The 14,133-nt window shown below is 36.3% G+C and carries 13 protein-coding genes and 1 pseudogene; all 14 read left to right on the top strand.

All coding sequences use genetic code 11. The features are described 5' to 3' along the window. The first annotated feature begins 10 nt into the window (after positions 1-10). Entirely contained in the window at positions 11-136 is a 126-nt protein-coding gene (locus tag NCY57_RS16765; protein ID WP_274602095.1) for a hypothetical protein, read from the top strand. 183 nt (positions 137-319) lie between these two features. Beyond that, on the top strand, positions 320-526 hold the full coding sequence (locus NCY57_RS01995; RefSeq protein ID WP_173739834.1) for a helix-turn-helix domain-containing protein: 207 nt from the start codon (positions 320-322) through the stop codon (positions 524-526). A gap of 41 nt (positions 527-567) precedes the next feature. Then, positions 568-3,432, top strand: coding sequence for an ATP-dependent helicase (locus NCY57_RS01990; protein WP_173739835.1), 2,865 nt, complete (start codon positions 568-570; stop codon positions 3,430-3,432). 15 nt (positions 3,433-3,447) lie between these two features. Further along, positions 3,448-4,179, top strand: coding sequence for a hypothetical protein (locus tag NCY57_RS01985; protein ID WP_173739836.1), 732 nt, complete (start codon positions 3,448-3,450; stop codon positions 4,177-4,179). A gap of 3 nt (positions 4,180-4,182) precedes the next feature. Then, complete coding sequence (locus NCY57_RS01980; protein WP_173776066.1) at positions 4,183-5,970, top strand: site-specific DNA-methyltransferase; 1,788 nt, start codon at positions 4,183-4,185, stop codon at positions 5,968-5,970. 3 nt (positions 5,971-5,973) lie between these two features. Then, positions 5,974-8,598: a TnsA endonuclease N-terminal domain-containing protein gene (locus NCY57_RS01975; RefSeq protein ID WP_173776067.1), complete on the top strand. Its 2,625-nt coding sequence runs from the start codon at positions 5,974-5,976 to the stop codon at positions 8,596-8,598. A 50-nt stretch (positions 8,599-8,648) separates the two neighbouring features. After that, a complete protein-coding gene (locus NCY57_RS01970; protein WP_118149088.1) occupies positions 8,649-9,281 on the top strand; it encodes a GyrI-like domain-containing protein in 633 nt (210 codons plus the stop codon). Between the two features lie 35 nt (positions 9,282-9,316). Beyond that, positions 9,317-9,637 carry a TfoX/Sxy family protein gene (locus tag NCY57_RS01965; protein ID WP_178688220.1) on the top strand — a complete coding sequence of 107 codons (321 nt, stop codon included), beginning with the start codon at positions 9,317-9,319 and terminating at the stop codon, positions 9,635-9,637. A gap of 38 nt (positions 9,638-9,675) precedes the next feature. Continuing rightward, on the top strand, positions 9,676-10,659 hold the full coding sequence (locus NCY57_RS01960) for a helix-turn-helix transcriptional regulator (RefSeq protein ID WP_015526680.1): 984 nt from the start codon (positions 9,676-9,678) through the stop codon (positions 10,657-10,659). 31 nt (positions 10,660-10,690) lie between these two features. Continuing rightward, complete coding sequence (locus NCY57_RS01955) at positions 10,691-11,809, top strand: PDDEXK nuclease domain-containing protein (protein ID WP_110103191.1); 1,119 nt, start codon at positions 10,691-10,693, stop codon at positions 11,807-11,809. A gap of 47 nt (positions 11,810-11,856) precedes the next feature. Continuing rightward, a pseudogene (locus NCY57_RS01950) lies at positions 11,857-11,976 on the top strand (methionine--tRNA ligase subunit beta); the annotation flags it as partial. A 167-nt stretch (positions 11,977-12,143) separates the two neighbouring features. Continuing rightward, positions 12,144-12,518, top strand: coding sequence for a GntR family transcriptional regulator (locus tag NCY57_RS01945; protein ID WP_015526677.1), 375 nt, complete (start codon positions 12,144-12,146; stop codon positions 12,516-12,518). Positions 12,519-12,520: 2 nt separating this feature from the next. Further along, the gene (locus NCY57_RS01940) at positions 12,521-13,369 is read left to right on the top strand and encodes an ABC transporter ATP-binding protein (RefSeq protein ID WP_147603685.1); all 849 of its coding nucleotides are present in this window, start codon (positions 12,521-12,523) and stop codon (positions 13,367-13,369) included. Continuing rightward, the gene (locus NCY57_RS01935; RefSeq protein WP_092071575.1) at positions 13,366-14,040 is read left to right on the top strand and encodes an ABC-2 transporter permease; all 675 of its coding nucleotides are present in this window, start codon (positions 13,366-13,368) and stop codon (positions 14,038-14,040) included. Before NCY57_RS01940 ends, NCY57_RS01935 begins: the two co-directional genes overlap by 4 nt. Positions 14,041-14,133: the final 93 nt, after the last annotated feature.

Raw genomic sequence — 14,133 nt, 5'->3', positions numbered from 1 at the left:
TCGGGAAGCAATGAAAAGAGCTGAACCGGAAGCAATAGCTTTTTGGAAAGCAGTTGCACCGGACGGAAAAGAGCCGCCGATTGAAAAGGTCATAGCGATGATTGCATTGAATGTTAATAATAGAATGTATAATTGAGGTGCTTCGGCATCTCTTTTTTCTTATCCTCAAAACGTAGTATTAGGTGTTAGTAAAAAGTGACACCTTAGTGCCTGAAAAGTTACATTTCTGCCTGAAATCTTGAAATGCCTGAAAATTTAATATATAATGTTAGATAATTAACTGTAACAAAGAAAATTGTAAGATGAAGGGGTGTTACAGATGAGAATATGTTATAACAAACTTCAAAAACTTATGATTGATAATCAGATGAAAAGACAAGATTTAATGCGGGCAGCGGATATTTCATCATATACTGCAACAAAGATAAATAAGAATGAGCCAGTATCTCTTGAAGTGCTGATGAAAATATGTCAGGTGTTTCATTGTGACATCGGAGATATATGCGAAGTTATTTTAGATGAATAAAGAAAAGTGGATTTTACTGGGACGGAATAGGAGCTGTTTATATGTTTAATTATGGAAATGCAAACGAAGCTCAAAAAGAAGCAATAAGTGCTACAGACGGTCTTGTGCTTATCACAGCAGGACCCGGTACAGGTAAAACATTTACACTTGTTAAGAGGGCGGTTTATCTTATTCAAGAATGTGGCATAAAACCTGAACAAATAATGATGGCTACTTTTACGGAAAAGGCAGCTAAAGAACTTATAACCCGTATTACAAATGAGTTAGCAGAAAGGAATGTTTCTGTCAATGTAAATGAAATGTATATTGGTACATTTCACTCTTTATGTTTGAGGATTATAAAAGAGAATTTAGAGTTTACAAGACTTAAACGAAATTATCGTTTACTTGATACTTTCGACCAAAAGTATCTTGTGTTTAGAAATTTTCATAAATTCAAGAATATAGAGGGAATTGATGAGCTTCTTTCAAAGGGAGGTTCTTGGAAACGGTCTGATGAGATTTGCACATATATCAACCATTTGTCTGAAGAAATGGTTGATATTGAAGCATTGCAGTCAGATGATAATCCTGGGATAAGAACACTTGGAAGAGTGCTGTCTGTTTATCAAGAAATGCTTGAGGAAGGAAATTTGATTGATTTCTCAACAATTCAGACTGAATGTTACAAATTGCTTATGCAGAATAAACAGATATTAGAAGAATTACAAGATAAACTTCAATATCTTATGATAGATGAATATCAGGATACAAACTACATACAGGAACAGATAGTGTTTTTGCTTGGAGCTAAACATCATAATATATGCGTTGTAGGAGATGATGACCAAGGTTTGTATCGTTTTAGGGGTGCAACTATCCGTAATATACTTGAATTTCCGCACAAATTTGAAAATGAGGGATGTAAGATTATTCCGCTGGTAGTAAATTATCGTTCTAATAGTGATATTGTGGATTTTTATAACGAATGGATATCAACTACATCGGGGCATAAATTCAAATTTTCTTGGGATATATATCGCTATCAAAAGAAAATTGAGCCACACGTAAAGTCCGATATACAAAGTCCTGCGGTAGTAAAATTATTTAGCAAAGATGATGAAGATGAGTGGCATGAGAAAATACTTGGTTTTATTAAGGAGTTAAAAGAATCAGGAAAGCTTACGGATTACAACCAACTGGCTTTTTTATTCAGCTCGGTTAAGCATCAGCGAGTAACAGCACTTGCAAATTTTTTGGAGAGAAATGGAATAAATGTCTATTCTCCTCGTTCAGATATGTTTTTCAAACGTGATGAGATAAAACTGGCATTGGGGTGTTTAATGCTTATGTTTCCTAAATATGTAATGAAACTTGAAAAACAAGAATTTGATTTTTTGCAGGTAGAACATTACCGATATTATAGGGAATGCATTGTTGCTGCTAATGAATATGTTACTAGGGCGGATAATAAAGAACTATTACAGTTTATTAGAAAACACGGCAAAGTACACGCAGGGTTGACTGGAACGACGGATTATGCTTATTCAGGATTGCTTTATAAGTTGTTTATGTTTAGACCTTTTAGCGATATTCTTGATACAGATATGAGTGTAGGTGTTGTTGATATTCGACCTACAAGAAATCTTGCTTTACTTACACAGATAATCGGTAAGTTTGAGTATCTGCATAGAGTTGATGTATTTAATGGTTCATATATTGATAGAAACACAGAACTACTTTTTAATCTTTATTTAAAACTACTTTATGACGGTGGAATATCTGAGTATGAGGACGAGGCGGAGTATGCACCGAGTGGTTGTGTGTCATTCCTTACAATACATCAATCTAAAGGAATGGAGTTCCCAATTGTATTGGTGGATTCTTTAAGTAATGTACCGAGAAAAACATATAAAGACCTTATGACAGAAGTCGAGGAAAAATATTTCCATAGACCGGCATTTGAACCTTATGACCAAACAAAGTATTTTGATTTTTGGAGATTATACTATACGGCTTTTTCAAGGGCACAGAATTTGCTCGTACTTACCTGCGATGAAAATAAACGTACTCCAAGCCAATACTTTAGAGATATTTATGATGAAATTCAGAGTGTGAATAGTGACGAATTTGATTTAAGCGAATTTTCTTTTCAATCTGTAAAGAAGGTAAATTTGAAAAATTCCTTTTCGTTTACTTCTCACATTACAGTTTATGAAACTTGTGCTTTACAGTATAAGTTCTATAAGGAACTTGAATTTATGCCTGTTCGACAGAACGCTATGATGTTCGGTACTTTGGTTCATGAAACCATTGAAGATATTCATAGAGCTGCTATCAGAGGAGAAGTCGATAAAATCACTAACGATAATATTGCTACTTGGTTTGAGTCAAATTATAACTCGCTTGTTAAGTCGGAGCATACTTATTTAGCTGAGCCACAGCGTAATGCAGCACTCAGTCAAGTAGAACGGTATGCAGAGAGAATGGACGGCAAATGGGCATCTGTTCAGCAGGCTGAGGTAGATGTCAGTCTTGTTAAAGAGGACTATATCATAGATGGTAAGATTGACCTTGTCAAAGGCGTTGATGGTACAGTTGAAATAGTTGATTTCAAATCTGAGCGAAAGCCAGATATGGTTAAGATGCGAGAAAGATTAGAACATTATCGTAGACAATTACAAATCTATGCTTATCTTATTGAACAGAGAACCGGACAGAAGGTAAGCAAAATGCATCTCTACTATACAGGAGAAGAAAATGGTAATCCGATGATAACATATCCTTATACAAGGACTGCTATTGAAGGAACAGTTGCAGCTTTTGATGACACTGTACATAAAATCCTGAGGAAGGATTTTAAACATCGTTGCGATGATGCGAAAACTTGTAAGAACTGCGATTTTCGATATTACTGTAATAAGTAACGAGAGGTAGAGTATATGGCAGAACATAGAGTTCCGAAAGGTAATATTATATATATTATTCCAACAGATGAACTTTTCATAAAATACAAAAACAATGAGGCTTTTATAGATGAATATGGACGATTGATGAATCGAAAACCACATAGGGTACTTAAGGAATTAAAGCATTATGTGGCTGATAGTGAGATGCAGGAAAGTTATGCTTCTTCTATAAAAGATTTAGTTCGAGATAAGATGGTAGAATATTCTAAATATGCCATTGACCGAGTAGGCGATGTTTTCTTCTATGAAGTAATTCCTAATGTTTGGCATAAGCATATAGTCCCACTTTGGAATGGTGCAAAAGATGTTTTATTTTCTAAAGAGCTTAAGATAGACCAGATAAAATGTGAGACAGAATATAAGGTAGTTGAGAATCAGTCGATATTCTCTGAAACTATGACAAAGGAAGAAGTAGATGCAGAAAAGCGAAAACTTCTTTATCATTGGATTGGGCTGTTAAGCAGTCTTACGAAACTTCGTAATGCAGGAGAGCTTGATGTTGAATCCACTTTAGCACAGCTTACAGAACCAATGATGATTGAAAGAGTGAATGCTTTGCTGGGGGAAAATCCTAATTTGCTGGAAACTGATAAATATATTCTACTTCATAGTTTACTGGGGCGGGATTTGTATATGGAAGGACAACTTATACCGATTAGAGCCGCAGAAATAAAAAAGGTAGCAAAGAATAATGGAGGATTTTAAAAAATGGAAGGACAAATGACTTTTGAATTTGCTAAACGCCCGACGATTAAGGGATACCCGGAACTTAGATGGACGGGAAAGCGTCCTTATGAATCTACACAGTATTATCCTGCTCAACTTCGTGAAAGATATGGCGAGGAAACCAATGGCTGGATAAATAAGATATTTTGGGGAGATAACTTACAGGTTATGAGCCATTTGCTGAAAGAGTATCGTGGTAAAGTACAGTTGATATACATTGACCCACCCTTTGATAGTCGTGTCGATTATAAAATGAAAGTGGAATTAAAAGGGAAAAAAGCCACAAATGATATTTCAACATTTGAAGAGAAACAATATGGCGATATTTGGACAAATGATGAATATCTTCAGTTTATGTATGAAAGAATAGTTATTATGAAGGAGTTGTTAAGCGATACAGGAGTACTTTATATACATTGTGATTGGCACAAAGGACATTATATAAAATGTATAATGGACGAGCTGTTTGGAGCTGACAATTTTATAAATGAAATAACATGGTATTATTATAACAAAATGGCACCCAAGTCATCATGTTTCCCCAGAACTACAGATAAAATTTTGGTTTATTCCAAAACGCCTAATTATGTGTTTAATACTCAATATGAGAGAAGAGAGAAGCCAATAAAACAGCTGGTAAGGAAATTTGTAGATGGGAAAGCAATAAATGCTAGAGATGAAAATGGCAATGTAATGTATAAGATGTCATATGAAAAAAGAATAGATGATATGTGGAGAATACCAATGTTACAACCAGCGGATAAAGTTGAACCGGTAGGTTATCCCACACAGAAACCAGAAAAGTTAATAGAACGTATAATAAGAGCATCTAGTAATATTGGCGATATTGTATTTGATTGCTTTATGGGAAGTGGTACAACTCAGGCTGTAGCAATGAAACTTGGCAGAAAATTTATTGGTGCAGATATAAATCTAGGAGCAGTGCAAGTAACAACAAAAAGATTATTGCAATTACAAGATAAATTAGCTGAGCCTATGCAAGAGATTATAAAACCTGATGTCATTGATTTGGAATCCGGAAAAGAAGAACAGCAAATTATGAATGCAGAAAAGTACACTGGTTTTGAAGTTTATAATGTCAATAATTATGACTTTTTTAGAAATCCAATTGAAGCAAGAGATTTGATTATTCAGGCTCTTGAGATACAACCGTTTCCTCAGAGTGACGTATGGGACGGAGAACTTGATGGTCGAATGGTTAAGATTATGCCGGTAAATCGCATTGCAACTAAGGCAGATTTGGAAGAATTGAAAGCAAATCTACCATACAAAACATATGAAAAGAGAAAAGCAGAAAATCCAATGCAACCCGTAGAAAAGATAACCATTGTTTGTATGGGACATGAACCAGATTTGAAGGCATCTTTGGAACAAGAACTTTCTGAATACAAGTTAAATATTGAAATTGTAGATATTCTTAGAGATAAGAAAGACTTACAGTTAAAACGAGAAGCGGAGGCAGAGATTGTCAAAGAGGGAAATAAACTGGTTATTAGGTCATTTTATCCGATGAATCTCATGCAAAAACTTTCTTTGCAAAAAGAATATGTTGAAGATTGGCGACAATTGGTTGAATCAATAATGATTGATTGGAATTATGATGGAGTGGTTATGCAACCAGCGGTAACCGATGTGCCGGACAAGAAAAAAATTGTAAGAGGTATTTATGATATTCCTGAAGATGCAGGAACTATTCGAGTTAAGATTACAGACCTGTTAGCGGAGTCATTGGAAATGGAGGTTGAATAACCTATGGCAAAAAATACAAAAGCGTTTGTTCAGGATTTTGCTTTCTATGAACAGCTATGGGAATATTACAGCCAAAATAGAGGCAAAATACGTTCAAGATACAATGACTTAACCAAAAAATTCCTTGCATATAATGATAGCAACGAAAATAGTGATGCGTTCCTGCGAGAACCACAGTTTGAAGCCTTGGAGATGTATGTTTTTATCAAGGAATTTATGGACAACGCTCATATGTATCAAATGTTTGATGAATGGAGAAAAAGAGAAAATAGATTTTCAGATGCATCGTATTATACTATTCACAAAGGCGGTCAGGGGACTCTTTTGGACATAGGTGATGAGCAGAATGAAATTGTGTTCAAACAGATGAAGAAGTATAAGGAAGATTATCCTAACTATATTTATGCTTTAACTATGGGACTTGGAAAGACTATTCTTATGGCTACTTGCATTTTCTATGAGTTTCTACTTGCAAAGAAATACCCAAAGGATAAAAGATTTTGCCATAATGCATTGGTGTTTGCACCAGACAAGACAGTCTTGGAATCTCTTCGAGAAATTATGACTTTTGATAAAACAAAAGTTGTACCGCCGGAGTATGCTCGTGTATTAGACCAAAATATAAAGTTTCATTTTCTCGAAGGAACAGGTATAACACTTCATACGATTGATGACTCAGACTTTAATATAGTTATTTCTAATAATCAAAAAATCATTGTAAAGAAAAAACGCAAAGCAGATACCCCGGCAGATATTCTTTTTGGCTCAGGTTCTTTGCTTGCAGATATTTATGGAAATGATGATGACGATTCTGATGTGTGGGACGATGCTTCACTGATTGATAATCAACGTTTTAAGAAACTTTGTCGTCTGCCACAGCTTGGTGTGTATGTCGATGAAGCACATCATTTGTTTGGAGCTGATTTGGAGAAAGAACTTCGCTCTGGTGGAGCAAATAAGACAACTCTTCGTAATACAATCAATATGCTTGCGGCAAGTACCTCTATTGTTGCTTGCTATAACTACACGGGTACACCGTATGTTAAGAAACAGGTGTTACCGGAGGTGGTATATGCCTATGGGTTGAATGAGTCTATCGCTCACGGATATTTGAAAGATGCAGACCCGATTGGGTTTGAAAATGTTAAAAGTGAGGTGTTTCTGCGTACTTCGATTACTAAATTCTGGGAACGCTATGGTGGTAAAACTTATGAAGGATTATTACCGAAGCTTGCTATTTTTGCAGCAAATGTTAAAGAAGCAACAGATGTGGTACGTCCTGCTGTTGAAAAAGTATTAAGTGAACTTGGTATATCGCTTTCGACTGTTTTGGTAAATACAGGCGACCCTTCTGTCACAAAAGATGAGGATATTAAGAATTTTAACAACCTTGATGTTATTGGTACTGAGGGAAGTAAAAAGCAATTTATTATCCTTGTCGAAAAGGGGCGAGAAGGTTGGAATTGTCGTTCACTGCTTGGAATTGCTTTATTTAGAAGTCCAAAATCAAAAGTATTTGTTTTACAGGCTACAATGCGTTGCTTGAGACAGCTTACAAAGGAACAGTTAAAAGCTACAATTTTCTTGTCAAAAGAGAATTACGACACGCTCGATGATGAACTTCGCAAAAATTATAATATGGAGATTTCAGATTTTGGTAAATCCCCAAATACAAATAAAAAAGTGTATAAGGTTCGTGTTTTACCGCCGCCAAGAAGTATTAAGATGAAAAGGTTGTGGCACGAATATTCTCTCATCGAAAAGGAATATTCTGTACCTATTGATTTCCATTTGGCAGAATTGGACGAGTCAAAATATGAAGCTAAGATGTATGAAAAAGGAAGTTTGCGATTAGGATTATCTGAAAAGGAAACGAATATTGACTCTATGAAAGAGCAAGAGCGATTTAGCGAATTTTCTTTGACGGCAGAAATTTCACGGTATATGAATATTTCTTGCCTTACGATTGCTAAGATATTGCGTGAGTCCGTGGACGGTTCAGGTAATATTGTTGCAGCAGTTAATCGTCATAATGAGATTTTGGAAGATGTGATAATACCTGAAATTTTTCATACACTTTATGAGGTTAAGAGTACACAGAAAAGTGAAGATGTTGATATGGTTCTTCTTAGGGAACCAAAAGATTCAGGATACTATGAGTTTTCAGCCAATGATGAGCTTGTAATTACCAAAGGACATAATAATTTCACACCAAAGGAAGAAGCAAAGAGTTTCCATGCAGATACATATTGTTTCGACTCTAAACCAGAGAAAGAATGCTTTTTACAGTATATTTCAAGTAATAAGGTTAAGGAAATTTATTTTACAGGTATGTTTACTTCCAATCAAGGTGATTTGTCAGTGCAATATTATGACCCTGAGTCAAAGCGATTGAGAAAGTACTATCCTGATTTTCTCGCTCTTATGGAAGATGGTTCATATCAACTGATAGAGGTAAAAGGAGATAATAAGATAGATGATGAAGTTGTACTTGCCAAAAAAGCGGCAGCAGAGGAAATGGCAGTTGCAAGTGGTGTCCATTATTTAATGTATGCAGGAAGTACGCTCATGAAATCAAATGTTTTAGAACCAACTTTAGCAGTTCAACAGACAAGTATCGACATATAGATTTATTCAAGTTTAAGAAGCATATAAACTGATTATGGAGGAAATGACGAATGGCATTCGATTTTAAGAAAGAATATAAAGAGTTCTATATGCCGAAGAATAAGCCGCAGATTGTGACAATTCCAAAGGCAAATTATATAGCGGTAAGAGGTAAAGGAAATCCTAATGAAGAAGGCGGAGAATATAAAACTGCTATTGGTGTTTTGTATGCTGTTGCATATACTCTCAAGATGAGCTATAAGACGGATTACAAAATAGAAGGATTTTTTGAATATGTTGTACCGCCGCTTGAGGGCTTTTGGTGGCAGGACAATGTTGAAAGTATAGATTATACTGATAAATCAGCTTTCAACTGGATTTCTGTTATTCGTCTGCCTGATTTTATTACAAAGAAAGATTTTGATTGGGCGGTGGAAACTGCTTCAAAAAAGAAAAAGATGGATTGCTCTGGTGCAGAGTTCTTGAGTATTGACGAAGGTTTGTGCGTACAGATAATGCATATAGGAGCTTTTGATGATGAACCTGCAACTGTGGCAATGATGGATAAATATCTTGAAGAAAACGGTTATGTAAATGATTTTACTGATGAGCGACGCCATCACGAAATTTATTTATCAGACCCAAGAAAAGTTGCACCGGAGAAATGCAAAACGGTAATAAGACACCCGATAAAGAAAGCATAAATTGAGTAAAATGAAATTAGGTCAGAGGACAACTAATGGCATCAAGTAAAGAATATTTGGAATTTGTATTAGAGCAGTTGGCAGAATTGGACGAGATTACTTACCGTGCGATGATGGGCGAATATATTATTTATTATCGTGGTAAAATTGTCGGCGGAATTTATGATGACAGATTACTTGTAAAACCGATAAAATCAGCAATTTCATATATGCCGACAGCTACTTATGAATTGCCGTATGATGGGGCAAGGGAAATGCTGCTTGTAGAAGATGTGGATAATAAGAAATTTTTAACAGGACTATTTAATGCAATGTACGATGAATTGCCAGCACCTAAGATTAAAAAGAAAAAGTAGACAGATACTATTGATGGAGCGATAGGTATATAAAAATTATGGAAACAAAGCCAAGGATTTTATATTTACAAAAGATTTTACTGGAAAGAACCGATGAAGAAAATCCTCTTTCCACAACACAGTTAATCAATATATTGAATGATGAGTACGGAATATCTGCACATAGAACTACAGTCACAAAAGACATTGCAGCACTTCAGGAGTTTGGGATGGACATTGTTACTATCCATTCTACTCAGAGCAAATACTTTGTAGCCAGTCGTAAGTTTGAATTGCCGGAACTGAAACTGCTGATAGATGCAGTAGAGTCATCGAAGTTCATTACAAAGAAGAAAAGCGAAACCCTGATTGAGAAGATACATACGATGACCAGTCCGGGACAGGTGGCAAAGCTGAAACGTAATAACTATGTGGTCAATCGAATTAAGCCGGATAATGAGCAGATATATTATATCATCGACGCTATAAATGATGCCATCAATGCAGGTAAGCAGATTTCTTTCCAGTATTATGATTATACCGGATTAAAGAAAAAGGTTCTGAAGAACAAGGGCGAAGTGTATAAGCTCAGTCCGTATAAACTTCTCTGGTGTGGGGACTATTATTATGTTCTCGGATATTCAGAGAAGAAAAGCAAGGTTATCAATTTCAGGGTAGACCGTATTGCTTCCAAGCCGGAGATATTGGATAAAGACATTATTCCTATGCCTGATGATTTTGATATTGAGAATTACACAAAGGAAGTGTTCTTTATGTTCTCAGGCGAGAAAGTTCTTGTGGATTTACGGTGTGATAACAGTCTGATGAAAACAATGGTTGACCGCTTCGGAGAGGATGTGACAACCCTTGCGTATGATATGACGTCTTTCAGAGTACAGACCGAAGTATCAGCTAGTCCCACCTTTTTCGGTTGGGTGTTTGGCTTTAATGGCAAGGTACAGATACTTGCACCGGAAAGTGTGAAGGAACAGTACAGACAGATGATTGCAAAAGCTGATGAGGATATGCAGGAAAGCGAATAATTTGAAAATGAAATCCAAAGGAGCAATGGCTATGGAGAATAAATTGGAAAAAATCGGTCAAAATAATTTTATGGATAATTTTGTTAAAACCGATGACATTTTAAAAGATATGTGTGGGATTATCGAGTCCTCACAAAAAGCAGCATATCGGGCGGTCAATACAACGCTTATACAGAGAAATTGGCTTCTTGGTTATAGAATCGCAAGTGAAGAATTGCAGGGCGAGGATAGGGCAAAATATGGAGCTGAAATTATAAAAAAGTTAGCAAAAGAATTATCGGCTGAATATGGAAAAGGTTATACAAAGTCGAATCTATATAGCTTTTATTCTTTCTATAAGACCTATCCTGAAATTTTCCAGACATCGTCTGGAAAATCTGTTGGGTTACTGTCTTGGTCGCATTATGCAACATTATTACAGGTTAAAGAGAAGGCAGCTCGCGACTGGTATGAGAAAGAAGCCGCAAAACAGACTTGGAGTGTCCGTACTTTGCAGAGGAATATTTCTTCTCAGTATTATTACCGTATGCTCAAAACTCAGAAAAAAGAGCTTGTAGAAAGTGAAATGAAGGAACTGACTGCACCGTATCAGAATGATAAGTTGGAGTTTATCAAGAATCCGGTAGTTGCGGAGTTTTTAGGCTTTTCGCAGAATACAGATTTTACAGAGAGTGACCTTGAGAAAAGTATTCTTTCCAATTTGCAGAAATTTTTGATGGAGCTTGGAAAGGGATATGCTTTTGTGGCAAGGCAGCAGCATATCCATACGGAGAAACAGGACTATTATATCGACCTTGTGTTTTACAATTACATACTGAAATGCTTTGTCCTCATCGACCTGAAAACAGAAAAGATAACACATCAAGATGTAGGACAGATGGATATGTATATCCGTATGTATGATGAATTGAAACGTAGTGAGGGCGATAACCCAACAATCGGTATTGTTCTTTGTTCCGATACAGATGATGATATTGCCCGTTATTCTGTTATGCATGGCAATGAACAATTATTTGCTTCCAAGTACAAATTATACCTGCCGACAAAAGAAGAACTGAAAGCGGAGATTGAAACTCAAAAGGCAATGTTTTATCTTCAGCAGCAGGATAATGAAGACAGAAACAAAAACTATACTTTTAACATTGAATGAGTTAAAAAGAAATAAAATAAGAGTATTTGATCAGAATGAATTTCTTCATGATGGGAATCGATTCCGAGGGTATGCTGATCTCAGCAGTACCTGAGGAAGATGGTCATGAAGGACTGAACCTTCTGATGGTAGATGACAGAATCCCGGCAGGTGCAAAGCTGTACTAAAATTAGATATAAAACAAGAGCACTTCTCAGAGTTAATAATCAGAAAACCGAGAGGTGCTTTTTTCGTGCTAAAAAATATATCCCGGCAGTCAACTACTGCAAAACAGTATATAACAGTTGACAACAGTATTACACTGTTATATACTGTTTACAACAGGAGGGAACATATGAAGATTATAATCAATAATACATCGATGGTACCAATTTATGAGCAGATCATGGAGCAGATCAAGGCGCAGATCATCTCCGGAGAGTTAAAAGAAAATGATATATTGCCGTCCGTGAGAACAATGGCAAAGGAACTGAAGATCAGTGCACTTACTGTGAAGAAAGCATATGACAATCTGGAAGCAGAGGGCATGACAGTCACAGTTCATGGGAAAGGAACGTATGTAGCGGCTTCGAATACACAGCTGATGGAAGAAGAGCGCAGGAAAGAGGTTGAGGCGGATCTGGAAGCAGCAATTCAGAAGGGAAGGCGCTGCGGAATGAAGGAGGAAGAGATCCGTTCGTTGTTTGAACTCATCATGGAGGATGAATGATTATGTTGGAGATCAAAGGAGTAAAGAAAAGCTACGGTGAATTTCAGTTAGACTGTTCGTTAAATGTAGAAAAAGGAAGAATCACCGGTCTGGTTGGAGAGAACGGAGCCGGTAAGAGTACTTTGTTCAAGGCAGTGCTCGGACTCATTTCTTATGATGCCGGTGAGATAAAGATCCTGGGAAAAATACCGGAAGAGTTAAGTGAAAAAGAGAAAGAAGAGCTGGGAGTTGTCCTGGCAGAAACCGGATTCAGTGGATACTTGAAAGGGAAAGATGTTGAGGCAGTCCTTGCCAAATTGTATCCAAAGTTTGAAGCAGAAAAATTTCATCAGATGTGTGAAGAATATCAGATTCCGTTGGATAAATTTATAAAAGAGTACTCAACAGGAATGAAAGCAAAGCTGAATCTGATCATTGCATTGACACATCAGGCAGAATTCCTGATGCTGGATGAGCCGACAGCAGGGCTTGATGTCGGAGCGAGAGAAAGGATGCTGGATATTTTAAGAGAGTATATGGAAGAAGAGCCGGAGAGAAGTATCCTGATCAGTTCACATATTTCTTCGGACTTAGAACATCTGTGTGATGACATTTATGTGATACATAAAGGAAAGATCATACTTCATGAAGCGATGGATACGATTCTTGAAAAATATGCAGTGTTGAAGGTCAGTGAGGAACAATATCAGGCAGTGGATAAAAGGTATCTTTTGAAAGAGAAAAAAGAGTTTTTTGGAGTTGCCTGTCTGACGAACGAGAAGCAGTATTATATAGAAAATTATCCGGAAATCGTAGTAGAGAGCGGATCACTCGATCAGGTGATCCTGATGTTGACAGGGGGCGAAAGATGATGAAAGGAATCAGAGGGCTTTTGGAAAAGGATTTTCGATTGTTTTTTCGACAGGGTGGTAATCTTTTTTTGGTGTTAGTGTTTGTAGCATTGTTTTTTATACTTACAGGAAAAACGGCAGCTGCTTTCATTGCAATGTATATCCCATCTGTTCTGGCGATATATTCAGGTAATACGATCAGTTATGATGAAAATGGCCATGGTTACACATATTTATTTTCTTTACCTGTAAATAAAAAAATATATGTCAGAGAAAAATATATTTTTTCCTTTATCATGACAGCATGTGGATGGTGCATTGGAATGATCTGTGCAGGAATTATGGTACTCATAAATCCTGAAGAGGTGTTTGATCTGGAAATGCTGGCAATGGAGTTGATCACATTTTTTGTGTTTCAGGCAATTGCGGGAATTATGATCGCGATCAGGATAAGGTTCGAAGGAGAGAAAGGGCGAATTGTGCTGCCAATTGCAATTTTAATTATTTTTGCGATTTGTTATACAATTAGATCTTTTGTGAAGACTAACTTGGGATTAAAAGAAAGTATTCTGCATATGATAGGGGGAATCGGGGATTTTGAAATCGGGATTGCCCTCATTGTGCTAAGTCTGCTTATATGGTTTGCTTCGTATAAGTATAGTATGAGCGCCATGAAGAAGAAAGAGTTTTAAGATAGGCGTGGCAAAAATGATCCATTAAAAATAATGATTATAAAGATGTAATAGCTACCAAAAATATGAGAAAAACTTTGTGAAAAAATAGGC

The sequence above is a fragment of the Blautia sp. MB18-30 genome (assembly GCF_023669475.1).
GTDB classification, from domain to species: domain Bacteria; phylum Bacillota; class Clostridia; order Lachnospirales; family Lachnospiraceae; genus Blautia_A; species Blautia_A fusiformis.
Note: the sequence above shows the minus strand (reverse complement) of the source record. Positions and strands in the feature narration are given on the sequence as shown.

Excerpts from the sequence above, each read along its gene's own strand:
- NCY57_RS01970 (WP_118149088.1), top strand. The coding sequence starts at position 8,649 with ATGGCATTCGATTTTAAGAAAGAATATAAAGAGTTCTATATGCCGAAG.
- NCY57_RS01960 (WP_015526680.1), top strand. The coding sequence starts at position 9,676 with ATGGAAACAAAGCCAAGGATTTTATATTTACAAAAGATTTTACTGGAA.
- NCY57_RS01990 (WP_173739835.1), top strand. The coding sequence starts at position 568 with ATGTTTAATTATGGAAATGCAAACGAAGCTCAAAAAGAAGCAATAAGT.
- NCY57_RS16765 (WP_274602095.1), top strand. The coding sequence starts at position 11 with ATGAAAAGAGCTGAACCGGAAGCAATAGCTTTTTGGAAAGCAGTTGCA.
- NCY57_RS01975 (WP_173776067.1), top strand. The coding sequence starts at position 5,974 with ATGGCAAAAAATACAAAAGCGTTTGTTCAGGATTTTGCTTTCTATGAA.
- NCY57_RS01985 (WP_173739836.1), top strand. The coding sequence starts at position 3,448 with ATGGCAGAACATAGAGTTCCGAAAGGTAATATTATATATATTATTCCA.
- NCY57_RS01945 (WP_015526677.1), top strand. The coding sequence starts at position 12,144 with ATGAAGATTATAATCAATAATACATCGATGGTACCAATTTATGAGCAG.
- NCY57_RS01935 (WP_092071575.1), top strand. The coding sequence starts at position 13,366 with ATGATGAAAGGAATCAGAGGGCTTTTGGAAAAGGATTTTCGATTGTTT.
- NCY57_RS01995 (WP_173739834.1), top strand. The coding sequence starts at position 320 with ATGAGAATATGTTATAACAAACTTCAAAAACTTATGATTGATAATCAG.
- NCY57_RS01940 (WP_147603685.1), top strand. The coding sequence starts at position 12,521 with ATGTTGGAGATCAAAGGAGTAAAGAAAAGCTACGGTGAATTTCAGTTA.
- NCY57_RS01980 (WP_173776066.1), top strand. The coding sequence starts at position 4,183 with ATGGAAGGACAAATGACTTTTGAATTTGCTAAACGCCCGACGATTAAG.
- NCY57_RS01955 (WP_110103191.1), top strand. The coding sequence starts at position 10,691 with ATGGAGAATAAATTGGAAAAAATCGGTCAAAATAATTTTATGGATAAT.
- NCY57_RS01965 (WP_178688220.1), top strand. The coding sequence starts at position 9,317 with ATGGCATCAAGTAAAGAATATTTGGAATTTGTATTAGAGCAGTTGGCA.